Here is a 21904-nt window from a genome sequence, read left to right as displayed (position 1 = left end):
CATCAGAGATGTGTATAAGAGACAGGTCGTGTTTCGAACAGTCGTCCACAGGCCGGACACACCGTCGCCCCGAGGTCGTCGCTGTGCCACGTCGTCCGTTCGTGTGCGCGACACCAGTCACAGCCCCGGCGCGTCTCGCGTTCTGTCCGTTCCCAGCCAGCGTCGCGAACCGTCGTCACCCGCTTGCAGTCGGCAATGACCGCTGACCGGCGTTTCTGGTGGGATTCCAGTCTCGTGCGACAGGAGGCACAGAGGTCCGAATCGCTCTCCTCGATCGTCCTCGGGAGAACGAGACGCTGGTCGTGGGTGTGACCTCGAGCGGCGGCGAGTTCGTCGATCGATGCATCCGAACGGACATCCTCGAGTGTCGGCGGTGGCTCGTAGGCGACGATATCGGTAGCCGTGACGGTTTCGTCGGGCGAAGTGTCGTCGTCGAACTCCCGGCCGTACCGACAGCCGTCGGGACCGACGACGTGCCACTTTCCGGAGCCGGTGCGAGCGAACGTTGGCACGGACGAGAGGATGCAGGGAAGCTGAAACAGCTTTTCGGTCGCCGGCAGGAGCGTGCTACTCGAGGAACTCGGTTACGACATCGTTGAACTGACTCTTGATCGGCATCGTCCCAACCGTGCGATCTGATTCGCCGAGTTCTTTGATCATCTCATGGTGAAGCAATCGCGGAGGAAGTGCGTCGATGAGGTTCGGCGGCTTTCGTCGGTAGTCATTTCGTTTGGGCCTCGGTGGGTGTGGCTAAAGCTGATCAGTTTCTGACCACTCCGTGAGTTTAGGGCTCAATGGTCCGAGACCCAAGTCTGCCGATCCGTTCGAAATGACTGACGTCCCTTCAGGTTGTTAAGTTCCTTCTGACTATCCTCGCGTGCTGTCTGGCCCGACCAACGCCTTTTTGCAACTGGCATATCGACTGACGTAGAGACATCACTGTCGCTATGTCCTATTCAGAACACGCGAGAACATCCGTCGTCATTCCCGTCTACAACGACCCCGATGGCATCCAGACCACCCTCGAGTCCCTCCTCCCCCAAACACCCAACCACGAAATAGTCGTCGTCGACAACGACTCCACAGACCGAACCCCGGAGATCGTCCACTCCTACGAAAACGACCACGACCACCTCACCCTCGTCCACGAGACCGAGATCCAGTCCTCCTACGCCGCCCGCAACACCGGCATCCGCAACACCGACAGTGAACTCCTCGCGTTCGTCGACGCCGATATGACCGTCCCCGAGGACTGGCTCGAGTCCGCCCTCCACACCTTCCAAACCACAGACGCCGACTACATGGGCTGTAACGTCGAGCTCACCCTCCCCGAAAACCCACCCCTCCTGGCCCGCTACGATCACCACACGGGCTTTCCCGTCGAAGGATACCTCGAGCACCAGCAGTTCGCCCCGACCTGCTGTCTCTTCACCCGACGAGCCGTCTTCGAGGACGTGGGCCTGTTCGATCACCGCCTCGAATCCGGCGGCGACAAGGAGTTCGGCAACCGGGTCCACGACGCGGGGTATGACCTCCAGTTCGCCGGGGACGTGACGATGTACCACCCAACCAGAAATAGCCTCCGCGCACACGTCAAGAAGGATCGCCGCGTCGGCCGCGGGCTCTGTCAACTCCAGCGCTTTCACCCCGACCGATACGGCACGCCCGGCGTTCCACCAAGACCCAGCGGGATTAAACGCCCCGATCGGGACCTCCCGACGAGTGACCGACTCGCCTTCGGCGCGCTCTCGAAACTGCTCACCGCCGTCCGCGGGCTGGGCTACTACGAAGAATATCTCACTGGCGACGAGAACGCGACCCTCGAGGCCGTTCCGCGACTCGAGGCGTAAGCGATTGCTCGAGGACACAGTACAACGACCGGAAAGAAAACCCGAGCGTCAGTTACCTGCTATGGCCTCACGGTCGGTAACCAACTCCGAGCGATCGACATCGATCAATCCGTAGAGATAGCCAAAGCCGACCGCCGCGGTAAAGATAAAGATCGTCACGAGCTGTTTCGCCTTCGCACTCGAGGGCTCAGACACGAGGTCTTTCACCCGCGATGGAACGAACTCGAGCATGAGCTGCTTCAAATAGTCGTTTTTATCTCCAGAAGCCTCAGGCAACAGGATGTCCATGATTCGTTTCGAGTAGCCCTGCCAGAACGACCGGAACACCAGCCAGCGGAAGTTCCCACGGTAGTCGAACAGTTTGTGGTGAACCACGGCGTCGGTGTTGTAGATCACACCCTTGCCGTACTTGTTAGCCATCCGAATACAGACCGGCGCTTCGTGGGCCTGGATGTGTCGATCACCCTTTCGACCCGTATTCTCGTCGTAGCCGCCGACGTTGAGGAACACGTCCCGTCGAAAGGAGATGTTCGAGCCGTACGTGTTTCGCAATTCTTCCATGTGCTCGCCCATCCCGCGTTCGTCACAGCCGACCAGCCAGTAGAACTCTTCGGGAAAGAAATCCGGCTTCTCGGTCACCCAGTCGGGCTTTGCGTGACCGCCGACAGCAATCGCGTCGGTCTCGTCGTAGACGCGTGCCAGTTCCTCGATCCAGTCGGGTTCGGCGACGGCGTCGTCGTCGATGAACGCCACGACGTCTCCGGTCGCGATTTCGGCCCCTCGAGTTCGACTGTACGAAATCCCTTGATTCTCGTCGTTACAGTGGAGTACGACGCCCTCGAGGCCGCCGTAGTCGTCACAGACGCGATCGAAGACGGCGTCGTTCCCGTCGACGACGATGACGACCTCGAGTGGGTCGTACGTCTGGTCGAGGACGCTGTCGACACACTCCGAGAAGACGTCGTAGCGGTCCATCGCGTAGGTACAGATGACGACAGAGACCTTCATCGGGAATCGGTTGCTGTGAGCGGCGAATAAGTGTTTTCCTTCAGGTGGGTTACAGTCGCAGTGGAGTGTCCACCGGCGATCCCTGTTCGAGTCACGACCGACGGGATAGAGATGTCAGAGAGCGACAGAGAGATGACAAGGCTTATTCTTGGCTTGTGTCTGGGGGGACCTAATGAGTACGGACACTGAACACGTCGAAGACGACGGGGCTGAAACAGCGCCGTCGTTGCTCGAGACGTGGGCTGACTGGTATCACATCCCCGTCATCGGGGCCGTGATGCTGTTTATGTTCTGGGTACGGACCCAGGCGTATGGCAGATTCGTTACCGAGGATGGCACGCCTGCACTGGGTGGTGTCGACTCGTGGTATCACTGGCGGACGGTCGAGTGGACCGCCGAGAACTATCCGAACACGATGCCGTATGAGATATGGACCGGATTCCCGACTGGCAACTACGTCGGCCAGTTCGGGACGCTGTTTGACCAGATCATCGTCACCATTGCGATGATCGTGGGGCTTGGCGATCCATCCACGAGCACGCTCTACACCGTCGCGTTGCTCACTGTCCCGGCGATGGCAGCACTCGTCGCGATCCCGGTGTTCTCTATCGGCCGACGCCTCGGCGGCACTGTCGGCGGGCTCGTCTCGGTCGTCATCCTCGCACTCGTCCCGGGGTCGTTCCTCGCCCGAACGACTGTCGGCCAACTCCAGCATCACGTCGCTGAGGTGCTGTTCATGGCGATTGCCGTCCTCTCGATGATGGTCGCCTTGCGAGTCGCCGAACGCGAACAGCCGATCTACGAACTCGTCGTCGACAAAGACTGGGAAACGCTTCGGGAACCAGCGATCTACAGTGTCCTTGCCGGCATCGCACTCTCACTGTACATTTGGGTCTGGCCACCTGGTGTCGTTCTCGTCGGTATCTTGGCGATTTTCTTTACCATCCAGCTGTGTCTTGAGTATCTCCGTGGTATCTCACCTGATCACACCGCCTTTGTCGGCGCACTCAGTCTCGGGGTGACCACACTCGTTACCGTCGTCTTGATCGAGGAGCCGGGGACGAGTGTTACGAGCTTTGGCTACATCCAGCCGATCAGTGCTGCACTCGTCGCTGGCGGCTGTCTATTCATGGCCTGGCTTGCTCGACAGTGGAACAACTACGACATCGATCGTCGATACTATCCTGGCGCGGTTGCTGGGCTCATTGGCGTTGCGTTCCTCGCGATGTGGCTCGTGCTTCCTGACCTGTTCTCGACGATCGTCAACAACGCGACGAGACGAGTCGTTCCATTCGGGACGACAGGGACTGACCTCACCATCTCCGAAGCGCAGCCACCGGCGGACTTCACCAGCCACGTCTTCAACGAGTTCGGCGCGGCATTTTACACGATGCTTGCGGGCCTTGCCCTGCTCATCGCTCGTCCGTTCCTCGGCCGTGAATACCGCGCTGAGTACACGCTAATCATCGTCTGGTCTGCGTTCCTGATCAGCATGGCCGCGACACAGCTTCGGTTTGCGTACTACCTTGTGTTGGCAGTCGCTGTCGTCAACGCCGTCTTCGTCGCAGATATCGTCCGCATCTTCGACCTCGATATTCGGGGTGGTGTCGACTCGCTTCGGCAGGTCGAGACCTATCAGATCATCGTGTTGGTGCTGGTCGTCATGCTTCTGTTTGCACCACTACTGCCACCGATTGCGTCCAGTACGGACACGGCGTGGGACCGTGGCGAACGCGTTGGTCCACATCAGGAAGCCATGGTCTGGGAGGAATCGAACCACTGGCTTGCCGACAACACGCCCGAGCCGGGCGACTGGGGTGGTGCGGATAACGCCAGCGACCTCGAGTACTACGGCACCTACGACTACCCCGATGGCGGTGACCATGAGTACCCCGTCGGTGCGTATGGCGTGATGTCGTGGTGGGACTACGGCCACCTGATAACGACACAGGCCGAGCGCATCCCACACTCGAACCCGTTCCAGCAGAACGCCCGCTCGTCGTCGGCGTTCCTGACCGCTGAATCCGAACAGCGCGGCGAACTGATCCTCGATGCGATCGCTGCGGGCGAGGACCCGCGTGGCACCGATGTGCATACGAACGAGGACCTCGAGGCAATGGCTGCAGACCCTACCCACGAGGAGATGCGGTACGTAATGATCGATTACGCGATGGCTGGCGGAAAGTTCCCTGCGATCACCCAGTGGACGGGGCCGGAGTACACCCACTATATGACGCCGGAAGACTACCAGCCGGGACAGCCACTTCACTCGGATGAGCTCGCGGAGACGTTCGGCGAGATGCCGTATCACGACACGATGCTGTCCCAGCTGTACTTCGACGACGCGGACGGTATGGAACACTACCGTGTCGTTCACGAGAACGAAGGCGCTGGAACGGCCATCTTCGCCAGTTACGCACAAGTGTTCGCCGAAGAGGCGTTCCCAGAGCAGACGGTCCAACAGCTGGACGCCTGGGGGTACGAAGACGGTGACGTACTCTACGTTCAGGACGGCGACATTGCGCCACCTGGTGAGGGACAGCTCGCAGTGCAGGTGAATGAGCGAGTCGGCCAGGAGAGGCTGTTACAACTCGATCAGCAGCCGACCACGGAACTCTTCGGTGTCAATGACGCCGCCGCAGTCAAAACGTTCGAACGCGTCGAGGGTGCGACGCTCAGCGGGACCGTCGACGACGAGGACGATCTCCTCGAGGAGGATGCGACGATCACCGCCACGGTCGACCTCGAGACGAACGCCGAGCGGACGTTCACCTACACGCAAGAGGTCGAGCTTGCGGACGACGGTTCCTTCGAACTGGTCGTTCCGTACGCAACGGACGACGAACTCGGCGTCGAGGACGGCTACACGAACAGCAGCGTCGAGGCAGTCGACGGCTACACGCTGACCGTCGGCGAGTCGGGCGAACAGGGCTATGAAGCACAGACCGCGGTCCCTGAGACAGCGGTGATTCAGGGAGAACTGATCGACGACATCGAGTTCGAGCAGACTGAACTCGAGGAGTCGGACGACGCTGACGACGAGGACGGCATTGAAGACGTAGACGGCGACGAACTCGACGAAGGAACCGCCGACACCGATGCCGGTGAGGAACCCGGTGACGACGACGCGGACGTCGCTGGCGCTGTCACGCCGGCAGCGATGCAGATGGCTGGCTAACGCGCCGCGGTTCGTGACACCGTTCGATCGACAGTGAGCGACTGGCTGCGGTTCGGCAGTATCTAAGAGTAAGAAGGCTTTTCCCGCCGTCCGGAATACCCCCGGGCAATGCGGGAGTTTCTCGCGGTATACCTGAAAGGGTTCTCGATGGGGGCCGCAGACGTTGTCCCCGGTGTATCGGGCGCGACGATCGCGTTGATCGTCGGCATCTACGATCGACTGATTCGGGCGATCACGGCGATCGATCCACGCTCGTTTCGGCCCGCGCTTCGCCCCCACGAACCCGAGGCGCGAGCAGCCCTCCGGGACGAACTCGAGCGGATCGATCTCCCGTTCTTGCTCACGCTCGGACTCGGGATCTCGACGGCGATCGTGATCCTCTCACGAGTCATGTATGTGGCGGCGACGACGTACCCCGTGCCGACCTACGGCTTTTTCTTCGGGCTGATCGCGGCGTCGGCGATCGTCCTCTACGGGGAGGTCGAGACGTGGACGGGAGGGCGGGTTGCTGTTTCGCTGGTCGCGATCGGACTGGCGTTCGTTGTGACGGGTGTGACTGCGAGTGGTGCTTCACACGGTCCGATAATGGTCTTTATTGCTGGTGCAGTTGCGATCTGTGCGATGGTCTTGCCGGGTGTTTCAGGAGCGTTTTTCCTTCTGATTCTTGGTCAGTACGAGTACATGACCGGGACGCTAAGCACGTTCATCGATGGGGTGATCGGACTGCTCAATGGCGGCGCACTCGCCCCGGTGATCGACGCCGGCTCGGTCGTCACCGTTTTCGGCGCCGGTGCAGTCCTCGGTCTGTTCACGATGGCCCACGCGGTTGGCTACGCGCTCGATCGATACCGGGCCGCGACACTGGCATTTTTAGTGAGTCTGATGGTCGGTGCCTTGCGTCTCCCCGCCGTCGAGGTCTGGACGAATCTCGGTAACTCGTCCATCGGCACGCCTGCTGTGGCTCTTATTGCGGGTGTCGTCGGCGCGGGTGCCGTGTTGCTCGTCGACTGGTACACCGATGACCTCGAGTACTGAGACGGTTTCCTGTCGCCACTGTCCGCCGATCGACAGCACGGGTCGGCGATCAGCGGGACATCGGTACAGCAATCCGCTTTAGTCGTCGTTCGCGGTCGGTCCCAGTGCTTGGAAGACGATCGTCGGAAACCGCGGGACGACGGCGCTGGGTCGGCGTCCGCTCCCGTTTGCAGGGAGCGGGACGCGCTCGATGATGCCTCGATCCGCCAGTTCGTAGAGAAACCGTTTGACCGTCCCTGCAGTCAGCGACGAGCGACTGGCAATCTCCGCGGCGACCTCACGGATGGGTCTGTTGGCCGACTCGACGGCAACGAGATCGGCCAACACCTGTTGGCGCGTTTCCGAAAGCGACAGCACTCGATCGAGGTGGACGCCGTTTGTCGGAACGCTATTCCGGGCCGTCTCGAGGTGGTGTGATTCGATCCGATCGCTGCCATCGGCGGTCGCAAGGACACCGGCACCGAACAGCGCGGCGAGCGCATCGTGGGCGTTGCCGTCCGCCCACGTCGCGACGCTGCGAACCGACGCATGATCCAAGACACCTGCCGCGAGGCCGGTCGAGACACGATCGGTCATGACATCGACGAGTTCGTGGTGCCGATAGGCCGGGACCGACACGCTCGGGTGTGTCTCGTCCCAGCCGTCGGGGACGGTTTGGCCGACCGCCATCGTCGAGACGCTGTCCGTGACCGGCTCGAGTAGTTCGTGAATCTGGTCGACGGCAAGTGATTCGGGCTCGTCGTGGTGGTCGATCCCGATCACTGCGCGGTGGTGGGGCCGATCGAGTCGATCACAAAGCCGCTCGCACAGTTCGTCAGTCCCGACGCCGCTTTGTGGGACGGGATCGGGAGAGAGCACGGAGAGGACCGTCTGATAGAACGCAAAGGCGCTCTCGACACGTCGCCCGTCGACGTAGACGAACCACGTCACTGGACCGGTACTGCCAGCGCGTGTCGTCGTGCCAATCGTCCGCGAGGTCTCGCTGAGTTGGTCGTTCAACGCGTCGAACAGCGCCGTGACGATCGCCGACGTTCCCGAGCCAGCGGGTCCGACCACCGACACCGGCGGTGGTAACTCCCCGTCGAACACCGACTCGAGCGCGTCGAGCAACTGCTCTAAGACGGGTCCACGACCGATCGGTTCCGGACGATGGACGACCGGGCTGAGATGGTCTCGGTCGACGATGAGTCCCTGTTCCGTTCGTGCTGATCGCCGTCGAGTGATACGCTCTTCCAGCTTCATTACCTCGCCTGCTGGTGGTCGTGGTCGGTTTCGAGATCCGTTCCCACGAGCGCCGCCGCGATGATCTCGAGGGTGTGTTTGATCTCGTAGCCGGTGCCGTGTTCCATCTGCATCGAGCAGGTCGGACACTCCGTCAGGCCGGTCTCTGCGGGCGCGTCGTCCATATGCTCGAACATCTCCTCGCCGATTTTCATCGACGTCTCGTAGTTCTCTTCTTTCCAGCCGTACGTCCCGGAGATTCCAGAACAGGAGTCGCCGACGTCGTGTGCGTCGATCCCATCGATTGCCCCTAGCACTTCGATCGTTTGTCCATCGAGGCCCTGGTTACGTGAATGACACGGTGCGTGATAGGCGAACGACTCGTCCTCAAGGGAAGTCCCCTCGAGTTCACCCTCGAGGTCCTCGTGGACGCGGAGGTACTCGACGGCGTCCCAGGTGTTCGCGGCGACGTCGTCGGTCCCCTCGAAGTCGAACAGTTCGGGGTACTCCTGGCGGATCGACATCGAGCAGGAGCTACAGGAAGCGATGATATCGGCACCCTCCTCGAGTGCAGCCGCGAGTTCGCGAACGTTCGTCTCGGCGGCCCGGCGAGCGTCCTCGAGCATCCCGTTGGCGAACATCGGCGTTCCCGAACAGGATTGCTCGGGGACCATGACCTCGTAACCGAAGTGTTCGTAGACGCGGACGAGCGCCTTTGCGACCTCGGGGGTGTTGTAGTTCGAGTAACAGCCGTGGAAGTAGGCGATGCGTTTCGCCTCGTCCGTCGCACCGCCTCGCTCTGCTCGCGCTTCCTGTGCTCGCTGTTTCGAGGTGGCGTTGCCACCTCGCTTCGTCCACCACTCCCGGAACGTCTCGGTCGCGAACTCGGGGAACTCCCGCTCGCCCGTGATGCCCAGCGTCTTCTCGCCGAGCCACTGGGTGACCGACAGCCCCATTACGAAATTCGCCGTCCGGGGGAAGGCTGCGGCCAGCGGCGCGAGTCGCCGGTAGTTCGCGAGGATTCGGTTGCGGATGTACTCTCGAGAGAGTGTGTTCATGTGTTCGTCGACGTACTCGCCTCGAGCCGTGTTGTGCATCTGCGAGAGCGGTACTTCGGAGGGACAAGCGCTATCACAGCGCATACAGTTCGAACACTTCATCACGGAGTCGTCGATGTCGTGGTCGTCCTGACGTTTGAGCCGCCACTGCTCTGGCCCTTGGAACTTCGGCCCGGGGAACTCGTCGTCGACCTCGGCGACGGGACAGTTCGTATCGCAGGTCGAACACTTATAACAGTTGTCGGCTCCCGGTCGGAGGTCCATCTCCTCGGCCTCGGGGAAGACCTGAATCGGTTCGAACTCGTCGTCGCTCGATACGCCGTCGTCGGTTGGGTGTTCTGCGTCGCTCATGAACTCACCTGCATCGGCTGCTCGCACTCGCGGTCGTCGCTCGAGTCGATCGCTCGCACACTGTGTCTCAAATCAGTCATTCGCCGCCCTCCTCGCCGGCCCGTGTCCCGGCGACGTAGCCCGTCGCGAGCGAGACGCCGCCGCCGGATTTCTCCGCCGCGAAGTCATACCCGCTCAGAACCGCGCCAGCCGCGCGCAGGTTCGAAAACTCTGGCTCGTCGTCGGCAGTCAACGGCCGCAACTCGCGGTCGACGCGCAGGCCGAAGCGTGCGTAGGGCTGGTCGCCGAACACGTCGTCGACGAACCAGTCGTAGCGGTCGGCGGCGTGGGGAACGTGACAGTCGAAGAGCGGTTCGTACACCCGCTCGCGTTCCGAACGGACGCCTTTGCCGACGAGCCCGCCCGTCGCGAGGACGTACTGGTCGGCGCGGTGGGGGAGTTTCGAGCCGGTGCGGTCGACGACGACGTGGTCGATTCGGTCGCCGTCCGCACCCGTCTCGTACTCGACCACCGGCACGCCCGAGGTTACCCGCACGCCCGCATCCTCGAGTGCCTCGTAGAGCAGATCCTCAAGTCGCAGTCCCGGCAGGCTGGGCGGTCCCATCGGGACTTCGAAGACGTCGACGCCGAGGGCGTCCGCGAGATCGGCTCGCACCTCAGCGGCGTGGTCGTCGCCCAGAATCGCGGGAAAGCCGACTCGAGACTCGTCCTCGAGGTGGGCCTCGACGGCCGCGGCGAGCGCCTCGCGCGCGCCGGTTTCGCCCGCACCCGTCGAGACGGATTCGTTCTGGTCGAGCAGGTGGGCATAGCGCGTCACCTTCGCGTCGTCGCGGACGATGCCGGGGAACGACAGCGTGACGCCGCGAGCCGAAAACGGGACGCCAGCGGCCTCGAGGTGGGCCCCAGCCAGCGGGGCCTCGAAATCCGGAAGCGTCTCGAATCCGACCAGCAGCGCGTCCCGGTCGTCGCTCGCCAGGCCGGCGGCCGTCGAGGCCGGGTAGCGGGCGGTCGGTTTGACCGTGCCGCCGTGGGTCGGGACCAAGGCATTTGCGTCCGTGTGTGCGCCAGCATACGCTTCGCCGGCGACGTCGTCAAAGAACGAGAGCGCCTCGCGGACGGCCTCGGCTCCGACGCGCTCGTAGGGGTGGCCGTCGGGGAGGTCGGCGAGGGCGTCGAAGGGGTCGACGAGCGGACCGTCCCCTTCGGGGGTGTAGCCGAGCACGTCGATCAGCCCGCTGGCGTGGCGCAGCGTGCTCTGTTTGTGGGTTATTAGCCGTACCTGCACGTCTTGCTCCGCTGCGGCGAGTGCGGCCGTCGCGCCGGCGAGTCCGCCGCCGATCACGAGGACGTCGTCTTCGATCGCCATCTCAGTTCCCCCCATCGGCGCGCCGCTGGGGCGTCTGCTGACCGCTATCGAACGCGTCGTACTCGAGGTCGCTCGACTCGCTTGCGGGGTCGCGGTCACGGTTCATCGTCGTCGCGTGCAGCGCGTAGTTGAGCATCGCTTGGGAGAGCTGTTCGCCCCACAGCGCGTGGCGTTCGCCCTTCCAGCGTTCCTGAAACAGTTCGTCGAGCGCCGCCCGGACGGTCTCCTCGTCGTACTCGGGGTGGAGTTCGTTCGCCATATTCTGACAGCAAAAGCCGCCCTGACAGTTGCCCATCGAGGCGCGGGTGCGAATGCGAACCGCGTTCAGGTCCGTTCCCGACTGGGAGATTGCGTCTTGAATCTCCGCGCGCGTAACGCCCTCGCACTGGCAGATGACGGGGTTGGCCGCGTCGGTCTCGAGCACCTCGCTTGCGCGACTGCCGAGGCGTTGTTTGCTCCGGCGAGCGACCGGCGAGCGGAGGCCGAAGTCGTCCATGCCGGCCTCGAGGGTCTCGATGGTTTCGCTGCCGGGGAGCGGTTCGTCGGCGGTGGCACAGGAGGCACGGACGCCGAGTTTGTCACAGACGTGGTCGGCGATCTCTTCGGCCATCGCCCGGTAGGTCGTCAGCTTCCCGCCGACGATGCTGGACATCCCCGAGACGCCGTCGCGTTCGGCGTGGTCGAGCAGGAAGAAATCACGCGTGATGTCCGTCGGGTCGGTGGTGCCGGTTCCCGGCGGCTCGTACAGCGGGCGGACGCCCCAGAAGGACCGAATCGTTCGTGCCTCCGAGAGGATCGGGACGAGTTCCGAGAGGGTGTCGATCATCTGGTCGACTTCCCACTGCGCCTCGGGGTAGTCGTCCGGGTCCGAGACCTCCTCGTCGGTGGTGCCGAGGATCGCCGTCGTCTCGTGGGGGACGATGATGTCGGCGTCGCCTTTCGGCCGACAGCGGTTGATGACGGTGTCGACTTGCCGGACGTTCATGATCGTCATGACGCCCTTCGAGGGACGGACCGCGATCTCGAGGTCGGCCATGTCTCCAATCTGGCCGGCCCACGCGCCCGTCGCGTTGACGACGTAGTCGGCCGTGATCTCTTCTATCGTGCCGGCGACGGTGTGGTTTCGTTTGCCCGGTCCCGACTCGTGGCGCACTTTCACGCCGTAGATGTCGTCGCCGTCGCGCAGGAGGTCGACTACCTCGGCGTGGGTCTCGATGCGTGCGCCGTGGGTTTCGGCGTCGACCGCGTTCGCCACGCAGAGTCGGAACGGATCAACTGCCGCGTCGGGCACTTCGATCGCGCGTTTGACGTCGTCTGCGAGGTAGGGTTCGATCTCGCGTGCTTCCCGTCCCGAGAGCACACGCGCGGGAATGTTGCACTCACGACAGCCCTCGAGTTTCTCCTGGAAGTACGCGTCCGAATCCTCGGGTCGCTGGACGAACAGGCCGCCGGTCGCTTCAACGCAGTGGCCCGCGATCTCCCGGAGGATTTCGTTTTCCTCGATACACTCGATCGCGCTCGCCTGATCGGAGACGGCGTATCGGCCCCCGCTGTGTAAGAGCCCGTGCATCCGGCCCGTCGTCCCCTCAGTCAGATTGCCCCGTTCGACGAGAGTCACCTCGAGGCCGCGCATCGCCAGATCCCTGGCGATGCCACAGCCGGTCGACCCGCCGCCGAGAACGAGGACGTCAGTGTGGGTTGTCATCCCTTGGTTCGTACCTCGTTCTCCCTGCTCTTTATTTTATCGACGCTCTCCCAACGCCCATAACAACCAATGATGTATGGAAATATCATGCACACTATGGTCGCGGTTCGGCCCTCATTCCCGGCGAAACGATGATTTTCGGGTGAAGAACTCGACTGTTTTTGGAGAGATAGTCGTAATATTGTTGGTAAAATATAATGCCACTATTACACTTTCAGGAACATTTATAATGATCGTCGAATTTGTTTACCAATAGCACGCGACCACTGGTAAAGACGTTGCGTGAGCAGTACGATACGGGTGACTACTAGTGACAGAACATACCTACGTTGGTGCAGTAGATCAGGGGACGACCGGGACGCGATTCATCGTATTCGACCACGGCGGACAGGTCGTCGCGAACGCATACGAGAAACACGAACAGATCTATCCGGAGCCTGGCTGGGTCGAACACGACCCAATGGAGATTTGGGAGAACACCAAACGCGTCATCACGCAGGCGCTCGGGCAGGCCGGGGTCGCACCCGACCAACTCGAGGCCATCGGCGTGACCAACCAGCGCGAAACGACGCTTCTGTGGGATGCCGACTCGGGTCGGCCGGTTCACAACGCGATCGTCTGGCAGGACCGGCGCACGACCGACCGCGTCGAACAACTCGAGGAGGACGAACTGGTCGGCACGATCCGCGAGAAAACCGGCCTCGAGGCCGATGCCTACTTCTCGGCGACGAAAGCGGAGTGGCTGCTCGACAACGCCGATCCGATCAAACTCGAGCGGTCGCGGCCGGACGACATCCGCGACCGCGCGGAGCGAGGCGACGTGCTGTTCGGAACGATCGACACGTGGCTGATCTACAACCTCACGGGCAACCACATCACCGAGGTGACGAACGCCTCGCGGACGATGCTGTACAACATCCACGACCTCGAGTGGGACGACGACCTCTTGGAGGAGTTCTCCGTCCCGAGAGAGATGCTCCCCGAGGTCCGCCCCTCGAGCGACGAGGACACCTATGGCATGACCGATCCGGAGGGCTTCCTCGAGGCCGAGGTGCCCGTTGCTGGCGCACTCGGCGACCAGCAGGCGGCGTTGTTCGGCCAGACCTGTTTCGACGCCGGCGACGCCAAGAACACCTACGGAACGGGCTCGTTCTTCCTGATGAACACCGGCAACGAGGCCGTCGAGAGCGACCACGGGCTGTTGACGACGATCGGCTTCCAGCGCTCGGGCGAGGACGTCCAGTACGCACTCGAGGGATCGATCTTCATCACCGGCGCGGCGATCGAGTGGCTCGAGGACATGTCGTTGATCGACAACCCCTCTCAGACGGCCGAACTCGCCCGCAGCGTCGATACAACCGACGGCGTCTACGTCGTTCCCGCCTTCACCGGCCTCGGCGCACCCCACTGGGATCAGCGCGCACGCGGGACCATCGTCGGGATGACCCGCGGGACGCGGAAAGAACACGTGATCCGAGCCACTCTCGAGTCGATTGCGTTCCAGACCCGCGACGTCGCGGAGGCGATGGAGGCCGACTCGGGCATCGAGATGACGAGCCTGAAAGTCGACGGGGGCGCGGTCAAGAACAACTTCCTCTGTCAGCTCCAGTCGGATATCATCGACTCGGAGATCGTCCGGCCGGTCGTCGACGAGACGACGGCACTGGGGTCGGCCTACGCGGCCGGGCTCGCCGTCGGCTACTGGGACGACGTCGACAGTCTGCGCGACAACTGGCAGATCGACCGCGAGTTCGAGCCTCAGATGGGCAGAGAGACGGCCGATAAGCGATACGACCGCTGGAGCGACGCCGTCGAGCGCTCGCTGAACTGGGCGACGGAGGAGTAATCGATGTTTCAGGCACTCCTCCAGATACCCATCATTGGGCTGGAGGTCGAGCAGTTCGCTCTCTTGTTGATCGCCGCCCTCGCCGGCGGCGCGTTCGGCGCGGCGATCGGTGCGTTGCCCGCGTTCATCTTTACGGGCTTCGTCGTCTTCCTCGGTGAAGGCGTCGCGCTCCTCCAGCGAGAGCTCGGCACACTCGAGGCCGTCGAGACTGGCGGCCTCGCCACCGACATCACCGGCGTGATCGGCTTCGGCATGGTGACTGGCCCGCACGTCGCGTTCGCCGGCGGTGTCGCGGCGACGGCCTACGCCGGCCGGAAGTACCCCGAGATGGAGCCTGCGGGCTGGGACTACCACTTCGGGAAGAACATCCTCTACGCGTTCGGGACCAAACCCGACATCCTCGCCGTGGGTGCGGTCTTCGGCGCGGTCGGGATGCTCATCACCCAGGTGATGAACGGCGTCGGGTTCCCGACGGACAACATCGCGCTGTCGGTCGTGGCAACGGCCTTCCTCGCGCGGCTCGTGTTCGACTACCCAGTCGTTGGCAAAGTGTCGGGGTCGAACATTCTCGACATGTCGCCGTTCGAGAACGGTGAGAAACGTATCGCAACCGACGGCGGCACCGAGACCAGCCGACTGGCGACCGAACCGTGGCTGCCCCACCAGTACAAGTGGTCCGGCGTCATCGCGATCGGCCTCGTCGGTGGCGTTCTCGGCGGCTACATCTGGCTCGAGACGGGAAGCATCTTCATGGGCTATGCGATCTCCGCGATCAGCCTGCTGTTTCTCAACCTCGGCGTTGAGAAGATCCCTGTCACCCACCACATCACGCTGCTCGGCGCAGTGGGGGCGATCCTCGCCATGCCGGCCATCGGGAGCGAACCCGTCGCGTTGCTCGCTGCCGGCGCGTTCGGCGCGATCAGTGGTCTGCTCGCAGAAGTGACTCAGCGGATGTTCTACTCCCACTCCGGGACCCACGTCGACCCGCCGGCGATGGCGATCGCGATCTTCATGTTCGCACTCGGTATCCTCTATCTGCTCGGACTGCTGCCCAACGCGGGCTATCTCGCGCTCTAAGCGGTCTGGGGGGTTTTCTCTCGAGGACGTACTCGCCACGGTCTCCGGCGATCCGTTTTGTAGCACTCCCGAACGAACCGCATGTGATGAGACGCATCGAGTGTCGACCACAATCGACCGACAGTCACCGGTCCGGTGGTGAAACCGTATACGAGTCGGCGTCTTCTTGCTGCCCGAAAAACGCCTCTAATGCTTTCAACACTCCGAAATAGACCGCGTACGCTGTGAGGGCGACATAAATCATGGGGACGACAATAATTTCAATCATATCTGGAATGGTATTCGCAAAAACAAGTGTGTTCTGCTCGCTGGCATTCGATGGAGTGAGCGACAGTCGCGGTTGCTGTCCAGCGCTCTTGCACTCTCGAACCGACTCTTTTAGGTCACCAAGCCCTCGAGTGACGGCTATGACTGCCGATCCACCGCTCGTGCTCGATATCGACGGCACGCTGACCCGGCCCGACGGCTGGGGTATCGACCCGCGTATTTTCGACCCGATCCGCGAGTGGGAGGCTCCCGTCGTCATCGCGACCGGGAAGGCGTTTCCGTACCCTGTTGCCCTCTGTCATTTCACCGGGATTCCGGAACTCGTCGTCGCCGAAAACGGGGGCGTCGTCTACACCGGCAACGACGTCTTCTTCACAGCCGACCGCGAGGCCGCCCAGGCTGTCACCGAGGAGTATCGCGCCGCCGGCTACACGCTCGGCTGGGGCGCAGAAGACACCGTTAATCGCTGGCGAGAAACCGAGATCGCGGTCAACTTAGAGCAGCCAATCGGGCCCCTGCGCGAGATCGCCGCCAAACACGGCCTCGAGGTGATCGACACCGGCTACGCCTACCACGTCAAGGATACGACCCCGACGAAAGGCGACGGCCTCGAGACGATCGCCGAGCACGTCTCGATCGACCTCGAGGCGGCCGTCGCTGTCGGCGACTCGATCAACGACGTCTCGTCGTTCGACACCGTCGGTCGGAGTTTCGCCGTCGGAAACGCCGACGAGATGGCCACAGCAGCCGCCGATGAGGTCCTCGAGGCGACCCACGCGGATGGGACGCTGGCGGTGCTCGAGCGTGTCCGGGGCTCGGTCTGAAACGCAGAACGCTTTTGCGGTGGCTCACTAACCACTGTGTATGGTCGCTGACTTGCTCGTCACCGTTTTCGGACTCGTGGCGACGGGTGCGCTCTTCGGTGTGATCTACTGGGACGCCACCCGTGTCGACGTTTCGCGGCCGCTGCTGTGGGCTGTGCTTACGGCGGGGACGTTCGCGGTCGGAGTCGGACTGTATCTGTTCGTCCCGACAGCCCCGATGACCGGCGTTCTCCTGACCGCCAATACGGGGCTGGTTCTGTACGGCTTCGAGCGCGAGGTGTCGACCGAGGACGACGAACCCGCCGAACCGGGCGAACTCCCACACAAATCGAACGGCGAGTAACCCAACCCCACACCACACGGTTTTTGTCCGCGCCCACCCAATCGGGGGCAACATGAGCAATTCCGCCGAGACAGGCGTCGATACCGGACCCGACGCCGAACGGAACGAGGGCGACGGCGACGGCGGTGCGATGCAGGTCTCGAGTCCAGATTATCACAGCGAGAACCACACGGCCGCCCAGACCTGTGGTTGGACGGCCAACGCCATGCGCGGCGAGGGCAAATGCTACAAGAACATCTACTACGGGATCGAGTCCCATCGCTGTATCCAGATGACCCCCGTCGTGCGGTGTAACGAGCGCTGTGTCTTCTGCTGGCGCGACCATCAGGGTCACTCGTATGAGATGGACGACGTTCAGTGGGACGACCCCGAGGCCGTCGTCGACGCCTCGCTCAACCTCCAGAAACGACTCCTCTCCGGCTTCGGTGGCAACGAGGAGGTCCCACGCGAAGTGTTCGATCAGGCGATGGAGCCTCGCCACGTCGCCATCTCGCTCGACGGCGAACCGTCGCTGTATCCCTATCTGCCCGAACTCATCGAAGCCTTCCACGACCGCGATATCACCACGTTCCTCGTCTCGAACGGGACCCGACCCGAGGTGCTTCGAGAGTGTGACCCCACCCAACTCTACGTCAGCGTCGACGCCCCCGAACGCCACACCTTCGATCAAGTCGTCGGCGCGATGGAAGACGACGCCTGGGAGAAGTTACTTGAGACGATGGCCGTCCTCGCCGACAAAGACGAGACCCGCACCGTGTTGCGGACGACGCTCGTCAAAGGCGAGAACATGCACCACCCCGACTGGTACGCTGGCTTCTTCCAGCAGGCCGATCCGGACTTCATCGAGATGAAAGCCTACATGCACGTGGGTCACTCACAGGGCCGACTCGACCGCTCGGCGATGCCCGACCACGAGGAGGTCGTGGAATTCACCGAGCAGGTCCAGGAGTATATGCCCGAGTTTACGGAGTGCAAAGGGGTGCCAGCGTCCCGCGTGGCGCTTCTCTCGAAGACGAAAGACACGTGGGTCCCAAAACTGAAAAAGGACAGCGAGTTCTGGGCGCGCGACCCAGTCACAGGCGAGTAACTCGCTGGCTCGCCGCCGGTGAACGCCGCCCGAAAAGCGGGTTACACGACTTGCAGGTGTTTCTCCTGAAGTTCCTCGTCGGAGAACTCCTTTCCGTGGACCGCTTTCATGTGGTCTCTGGCCAGTTCGATCGCCTCTGTTTCGTTTTCCGATTGGATGATGAATCGGCAGTCAGCTTCTGCCGCCTCGCAATCGAGTTTGTGTGCTTTCGCCATGTGCAATCACGCCGAGTTCCGCGTGCCAGTGGTGATTCGTTCCCTATCCTTTGGTCCTTGTTATCAAGCACCAGTTAACGCTACGCCAGTATATTACTTAGCTGTTTTTGTGAAAGTATGTGTGCGTTGGCCGAACCGTCCGCCGATCAATCCAGTTGCTCTGCACTCGACGTGAACACGTTCCGGCAGCGGTCAGTTCCGGTGTACCCGTGATCGTCCTGCGGTCTCCGGGGCACTGCTACGGATTGCTGTAACGAGTTATAGTAACACCTGAAACGATTGACATACAGATCGCATAGTCGTCATGCGATCTGATGTGCAGTGACGGTCAGTGGCTACTATACTACCGTCAGTCGTCACGGCCGCCGGCAGGACCCTCGAGTGAACGGATTCTTTTATGATCCACAGTCACGACAACCCGCTAGATGACCCTGCGATCGTTCATCGACAACACTGGTCCGCCGACGGCGACGATCGCCGTCGTCGGTGACGACCAGCCCGGCCCGCTCGAGGCGATGCTGGATGAGACGTTCGAGACGCAGTCGATCACCGTCGAGGCGGCCACCAGCGACGCCGTTGCGTTCACCGATGACCTCGATCTCGAGGCCGGCGGCGACGTCGCCGTGCTCCTCGAGGATGGCGTCCCCGTGGCGACGTCGCCGATGGCCGACCTGTACGAGTCGCTCCTCGCGATCAACTCCGATCTGTTCGTGACCGGGGCGCGCGGGCTCGGCGAGATCGAGTTCCCGGACGTGCTCGCGAATCTCGATGAGACACAGCTCCGACTGCGTGGCTATCCGCTTGCCCACAAGGAAAAACTGCTGTTGATTATCGTCTCCCGTCGCATCGAACAACTGGCCTGGAACGGAGCCGGTGGCACGCTGCGCAGTGCGTTCCAGCAACTCTCGCGGATCAACGACGAGATCGGCACCCACGAGGTGTATACGGAGCTCGCGGCGAGCGATGTCGACGTACACGTCTACGGCGTCGACGACGAGGCGACGATCGATCTCGATGTCACCGTCCACAGTGGGACGACGCCGACGTATCGAAACGGCTGGTTCGTCGTCTACCGTCCCGACGATCCTGCTGACGGCTCCGGCTCTGCACTCGTCTGTCTCGAGACCGAGCCACGCGTCTGGGATGGGTTCTGGACCGACGACCCGGAACGCGTCGTCGAAATCGACGAGGCCATCGCTCGCGATCTCTAATACGGTTTCCTGTCGTCACTGACCGCCGATCGCCAGAACGGGTCGGCGATCGGCGGTAAATAGGTACAGCAATCCGTATGACTCCCGTGACCGATGGCTTTTTGCGCTGTCTCCCCAACGAACGGACACCGCAGCGACACACTCGGGAACTCTATCACAGTTTCGTTATGCATACCACATTCGGTATGCTTTTAGTTGATCCCCCCAAAGCAACTGGTATGTCAGTGTCAGCTGCGGCCGCCGTCGGGCACGACGAACTCGCCGTGCTCAAACTGCTCGCACTCGAGGGTGGCCTCGAGGGCGACGTCAAGATCTCATGTTCTCACCTTGCCGATCGACTCGACGCGTCGAACCAGACCGCTTCGAGACGACTTCAGCGACTCGAGAGTGGTGGGCTGCTCGAGCGCGATACGGTCAGCGACGGCCAGTGGGTGGCGATCACCGACGAGGGTGAACGGACGCTCCACGCCGAGTACGAGGACTACCGTCGTATTTTCGAGGCGAACTCGGAGATCGAACTCGACGGCACCGTCACTAGCGGGATGGGTGAAGGTCGCCACTACATCTCGCTGTCGGGGTACAAACGCCAGTTCGAGGATCGACTCGGTTACGAGCCGTTCCCTGGCACGCTGAACGTCGACCTGCGCGACGACAGCGTCCGTCGGCGCAGCGCTATCGGCGCACTCGAGCCGGTTCCGATCGATGGCTGGGAGGACGACGACCGAACGTACGGGCCGGCAGTCTGTTATCCGGCGACGATCGAGACGGCCGACGGTGAGCGCTACGAAGACGCCCACATCATCGCGCCCGAACGGACCCACCACGACGAGGATCAACTCGAGATCATCGCACCCGAGAAACTCCGCGAGGCACTCGCCCTCGAGGACGACGACCACGTCGTCGTCTACGTGGGTGATCGCCAATGACGGGCCATCACGCTGGCCCCCAGTCGAACGCGGACGGAGAAACTGCGCCGGCGGCGGCCGACGCCATCGACGCCGCACTCGAGGCACTGCGCGCTGGCGAGCCGATTCTGGTCCACGATGCGGCCGACCGAGAGGGCGAGACGGACCTGATCTATCACGCCGATGCGGTCACGCCCGACGCGGTTGCCAGACTGCGAAACGACGCCGGCGGACTGGTCTGTGTTGCACTCGGTCACGACGTTGCCGACGCCTTCGAGTTGCCCTTCTACAGCGAAGCTGTCGACCATCCCGCGACGGGCGATCACGAACTCGGCTACGACGAGCGCTCGTCGTTTTCGTTGACGGTCAATCACCGCGACACCTACACCGGGATCACGGACGTCGATCGGTCGACGACGATTCAGGCACTCGGCGACGCCGCGACGAACCCGTCAGAGACCGTGTTTTCCGAAGCGTTCCGCGTGCCCGGTCACGTCCACCTGCTGCGAGCAGCCCCTGACCTCCTCGCACAGCGAGCGGGCCACACCGAACTCGGCGTCGCGCTCGCTGACGCCGCCGGGCTCTCGCCCGCCGTCGTCGTCTGTGAGATGTTAGACGACGAAACCGGCGAGGCGCTCTCTCCCGTCGACGCCCGCGCCTACGCAACTCGACACGGACTCTCCTATCTCGAGGGCCGAGACATCCTCGAGCGACTGGGATAGCCGCTGGAACAGCTGCTCTCATACGATTTCCTGTCGTCACTGACCGCCGATCGCCGACCCGTGCTGGCGATCAGCGGGATATCGGGACAGCAATCCGTATCAGTCCCTGTCCGGGCCCGATGGGACGGGGCTGGATTCGCCGCCGTCTTCGGCTCGGTCCGAGAAGGGGCCGCTCCGATAGACGGCAAACAGGATGAGTACGGCGATAGTAAAGTCCGTGCCGTGCTCGACGAGGTGGTGGACCGTCATCGGCACCACCCCGAACACGGTTCCGAGGCCGACGATCGACCGAGCGACGAGCAGGCCAAGGACGATCGTGATCAGCAGATACCGGGTCGACCCCCGTCGCAGATAGGCGACGACGCCACAACAAAAGAGGATCGTCGTGCCAATGACGGCGAGCACGATCACGCCGAGCAGTACCGGAGCCAACTGTGGGTCCAACCACGCGATTTCGTAGGGGCTCGTGTGATCCATCTACGCGACCGTACCTCGGTTCGAGAGTGACCTATGTGCTTCGGTCAGTTGGCGTGTGACCGGCACGCCTGTTCCGAGTGAACGCGACTGTGGTCGTGGCGAGACGAAGATAAAGAAACGGGTCATATGACCCGTTCTCAGTCGCCGGGAACGAGCAG

General features: G+C 62.5%; 20 protein-coding genes. 11 read left to right on the top strand and 9 right to left on the bottom strand.

The window, feature by feature from the left end:
- Window positions 1-2 precede the first annotated feature (2 nt).
- Complete coding sequence (locus C495_RS03085) at window positions 3-512, bottom strand: hypothetical protein (protein ID WP_008159904.1); 510 nt, start codon at window positions 510-512, stop codon at window positions 3-5.
- 435 nt (window positions 513-947) lie between these two features.
- Between C495_RS03085 and C495_RS03080 the strand changes: the two genes are divergently transcribed.
- Window positions 948-1850, top strand: coding sequence for a glycosyltransferase (locus tag C495_RS03080; RefSeq protein WP_008159902.1), 903 nt, complete (start codon window positions 948-950; stop codon window positions 1848-1850).
- A gap of 48 nt (window positions 1851-1898) precedes the next feature.
- Here C495_RS03080 and aglG read toward each other — a convergent pair whose 3' ends face one another.
- Entirely contained in the window at window positions 1899-2858 is a 960-nt protein-coding gene (aglG, locus tag C495_RS03075; protein ID WP_008159900.1) for a glucosyl-dolichyl phosphate glucuronosyltransferase, read from the bottom strand.
- 172 nt (window positions 2859-3030) lie between these two features.
- Here aglG and C495_RS03070 point away from each other — a divergent pair, with 172 nt between their 5' ends.
- Window positions 3031-6036 carry an oligosaccharyl transferase, archaeosortase A system-associated gene (locus C495_RS03070; protein ID WP_008159897.1) on the top strand — a complete coding sequence of 1002 codons (3006 nt, stop codon included), beginning with the start codon at window positions 3031-3033 and terminating at the stop codon, window positions 6034-6036.
- Between the two features lie 108 nt (window positions 6037-6144).
- The gene (locus C495_RS03065) at window positions 6145-7071 is read left to right on the top strand and encodes a DUF368 domain-containing protein (RefSeq protein ID WP_008159895.1); all 927 of its coding nucleotides are present in this window, start codon (window positions 6145-6147) and stop codon (window positions 7069-7071) included.
- A gap of 78 nt (window positions 7072-7149) precedes the next feature.
- Here the strand turns inward: C495_RS03065 and C495_RS03060 are convergent, their stop codons facing one another.
- The 4 genes from C495_RS03060 to glpA form a co-directional block, all read right to left on the bottom strand.
- Window positions 7150-8313, bottom strand: coding sequence for a Cdc6/Cdc18 family protein (locus C495_RS03060; RefSeq protein WP_008159893.1), 1164 nt, complete (start codon window positions 8311-8313; stop codon window positions 7150-7152).
- Entirely contained in the window at window positions 8313-9701 is a 1389-nt protein-coding gene (locus C495_RS03055; RefSeq protein ID WP_049890122.1) for an anaerobic glycerol-3-phosphate dehydrogenase subunit C, read from the bottom strand. The genes C495_RS03060 and C495_RS03055 overlap by 1 nt, the downstream gene beginning before the upstream one ends.
- Before the next feature lie 76 nt (window positions 9702-9777).
- A complete protein-coding gene (gene glpB / locus C495_RS03050; RefSeq protein ID WP_008159888.1) occupies window positions 9778-11067 on the bottom strand; it encodes a glycerol-3-phosphate dehydrogenase subunit GlpB in 1290 nt (429 codons plus the stop codon).
- A gap of 1 nt (window position 11068) precedes the next feature.
- Window positions 11069-12772: an anaerobic glycerol-3-phosphate dehydrogenase subunit GlpA gene (glpA, locus tag C495_RS03045; RefSeq protein ID WP_008159886.1), complete on the bottom strand. Its 1704-nt coding sequence runs from the start codon at window positions 12770-12772 to the stop codon at window positions 11069-11071.
- Between the two features lie 310 nt (window positions 12773-13082).
- Here glpA and glpK point away from each other — a divergent pair, with 310 nt between their 5' ends.
- Complete coding sequence (gene glpK, locus C495_RS03040) at window positions 13083-14618, top strand: glycerol kinase GlpK (protein ID WP_008159884.1); 1536 nt, start codon at window positions 13083-13085, stop codon at window positions 14616-14618.
- A 3-nt stretch (window positions 14619-14621) separates the two neighbouring features.
- The gene (locus C495_RS03035; RefSeq protein WP_008159882.1) at window positions 14622-15695 is read left to right on the top strand and encodes a hypothetical protein; all 1074 of its coding nucleotides are present in this window, start codon (window positions 14622-14624) and stop codon (window positions 15693-15695) included.
- 124 nt (window positions 15696-15819) lie between these two features.
- On the opposite strand, the gene C495_RS17815 is transcribed toward C495_RS03035, so the two are convergent.
- A complete protein-coding gene (locus C495_RS17815) occupies window positions 15820-15963 on the bottom strand; it encodes a hypothetical protein (RefSeq protein ID WP_161569798.1) in 144 nt (47 codons plus the stop codon).
- Window positions 15964-16102: 139 nt separating this feature from the next.
- Between C495_RS17815 and C495_RS03030 the strand changes: the two genes are divergently transcribed.
- From C495_RS03030 to twy1, 3 genes are read left to right on the top strand one after another with little or no spacing between them, the layout of a single operon-like run.
- Window positions 16103-16786 carry an HAD-IIB family hydrolase gene (locus C495_RS03030; RefSeq protein WP_008159881.1) on the top strand — a complete coding sequence of 228 codons (684 nt, stop codon included), beginning with the start codon at window positions 16103-16105 and terminating at the stop codon, window positions 16784-16786.
- A gap of 40 nt (window positions 16787-16826) precedes the next feature.
- On the top strand, window positions 16827-17129 hold the full coding sequence (locus C495_RS03025) for a hypothetical protein (RefSeq protein WP_008159879.1): 303 nt from the start codon (window positions 16827-16829) through the stop codon (window positions 17127-17129).
- 52 nt (window positions 17130-17181) lie between these two features.
- Complete coding sequence (twy1, locus tag C495_RS03020; RefSeq protein ID WP_008159877.1) at window positions 17182-18216, top strand: 4-demethylwyosine synthase TYW1; 1035 nt, start codon at window positions 17182-17184, stop codon at window positions 18214-18216.
- A 41-nt stretch (window positions 18217-18257) separates the two neighbouring features.
- On the opposite strand, the gene C495_RS17170 is transcribed toward twy1, so the two are convergent.
- Window positions 18258-18431 (bottom strand): DUF1059 domain-containing protein, encoded by a 174-nt coding sequence (locus tag C495_RS17170; protein ID WP_008159875.1) that lies wholly within the window; start codon window positions 18429-18431, stop codon window positions 18258-18260.
- Between the two features lie 425 nt (window positions 18432-18856).
- On the opposite strand from C495_RS17170, the gene C495_RS03015 reads away from it, so the two are divergent.
- The 3 genes from C495_RS03015 to ribB all read left to right on the top strand — a co-directional run bounded on the left by C495_RS03015 (window position 18857) and on the right by ribB (window position 21269).
- Window positions 18857-19642 carry a DICT sensory domain-containing protein gene (locus C495_RS03015; RefSeq protein ID WP_008159873.1) on the top strand — a complete coding sequence of 262 codons (786 nt, stop codon included), beginning with the start codon at window positions 18857-18859 and terminating at the stop codon, window positions 19640-19642.
- A gap of 218 nt (window positions 19643-19860) precedes the next feature.
- A complete protein-coding gene (locus C495_RS03010) occupies window positions 19861-20568 on the top strand; it encodes a DUF120 domain-containing protein (RefSeq protein WP_008159872.1) in 708 nt (235 codons plus the stop codon).
- Complete coding sequence (gene ribB / locus C495_RS03005; protein WP_008159870.1) at window positions 20565-21269, top strand: 3,4-dihydroxy-2-butanone-4-phosphate synthase; 705 nt, start codon at window positions 20565-20567, stop codon at window positions 21267-21269. Before C495_RS03010 ends, ribB begins: the two co-directional genes overlap by 4 nt.
- A 99-nt stretch (window positions 21270-21368) precedes the next feature.
- Here ribB and C495_RS03000 read toward each other — a convergent pair whose 3' ends face one another.
- Window positions 21369-21746: a DUF7471 family protein gene (locus C495_RS03000; protein ID WP_008159868.1), complete on the bottom strand. Its 378-nt coding sequence runs from the start codon at window positions 21744-21746 to the stop codon at window positions 21369-21371.
- Window positions 21747-21904 lie beyond the last annotated feature (158 nt).

The organism is Natronorubrum sulfidifaciens JCM 14089, from assembly GCF_000337735.1.
Lineage (GTDB): Archaea > Halobacteriota > Halobacteria > Halobacteriales > Natrialbaceae > Natronorubrum > Natronorubrum sulfidifaciens.
This window is presented reverse-complemented; position numbering and strand designations above follow the sequence as displayed.

Coding starts and splice junctions, on each gene's coding strand:
- C495_RS03080 (WP_008159902.1), top strand. CDS start 948: ATGTCCTATTCAGAACACGCGAGAACATCCGTCGTCATTCCCGTCTAC.
- aglG (WP_008159900.1), bottom strand. CDS start 2,858: ATGAAGGTCTCTGTCGTCATCTGTACCTACGCGATGGACCGCTACGAC.
- C495_RS03070 (WP_008159897.1), top strand. CDS start 3,031: ATGAGTACGGACACTGAACACGTCGAAGACGACGGGGCTGAAACAGCG.
- C495_RS03065 (WP_008159895.1), top strand. CDS start 6,145: ATGCGGGAGTTTCTCGCGGTATACCTGAAAGGGTTCTCGATGGGGGCC.
- C495_RS03060 (WP_008159893.1), bottom strand. CDS start 8,313: ATGAAGCTGGAAGAGCGTATCACTCGACGGCGATCAGCACGAACGGAA.
- C495_RS03055 (WP_049890122.1), bottom strand. CDS start 9,701: ATGAGCGACGCAGAACACCCAACCGACGACGGCGTATCGAGCGACGAC.
- glpB (WP_008159888.1), bottom strand. CDS start 11,067: ATGGCGATCGAAGACGACGTCCTCGTGATCGGCGGCGGACTCGCCGGC.
- glpA (WP_008159886.1), bottom strand. CDS start 12,772: ATGACAACCCACACTGACGTCCTCGTTCTCGGCGGCGGGTCGACCGGC.
- C495_RS03035 (WP_008159882.1), top strand. CDS start 14,622: ATGTTTCAGGCACTCCTCCAGATACCCATCATTGGGCTGGAGGTCGAG.
- C495_RS17815 (WP_161569798.1), bottom strand. CDS start 15,963: ATGATTGAAATTATTGTCGTCCCCATGATTTATGTCGCCCTCACAGCG.
- C495_RS03030 (WP_008159881.1), top strand. CDS start 16,103: ATGACTGCCGATCCACCGCTCGTGCTCGATATCGACGGCACGCTGACC.
- C495_RS03025 (WP_008159879.1), top strand. CDS start 16,827: ATGGTCGCTGACTTGCTCGTCACCGTTTTCGGACTCGTGGCGACGGGT.
- twy1 (WP_008159877.1), top strand. CDS start 17,182: ATGAGCAATTCCGCCGAGACAGGCGTCGATACCGGACCCGACGCCGAA.
- C495_RS17170 (WP_008159875.1), bottom strand. CDS start 18,431: ATGGCGAAAGCACACAAACTCGATTGCGAGGCGGCAGAAGCTGACTGC.
- C495_RS03015 (WP_008159873.1), top strand. CDS start 18,857: ATGACCCTGCGATCGTTCATCGACAACACTGGTCCGCCGACGGCGACG.
- C495_RS03010 (WP_008159872.1), top strand. CDS start 19,861: ATGTCAGTGTCAGCTGCGGCCGCCGTCGGGCACGACGAACTCGCCGTG.
- ribB (WP_008159870.1), top strand. CDS start 20,565: ATGACGGGCCATCACGCTGGCCCCCAGTCGAACGCGGACGGAGAAACT.
- C495_RS03000 (WP_008159868.1), bottom strand. CDS start 21,746: ATGGATCACACGAGCCCCTACGAAATCGCGTGGTTGGACCCACAGTTG.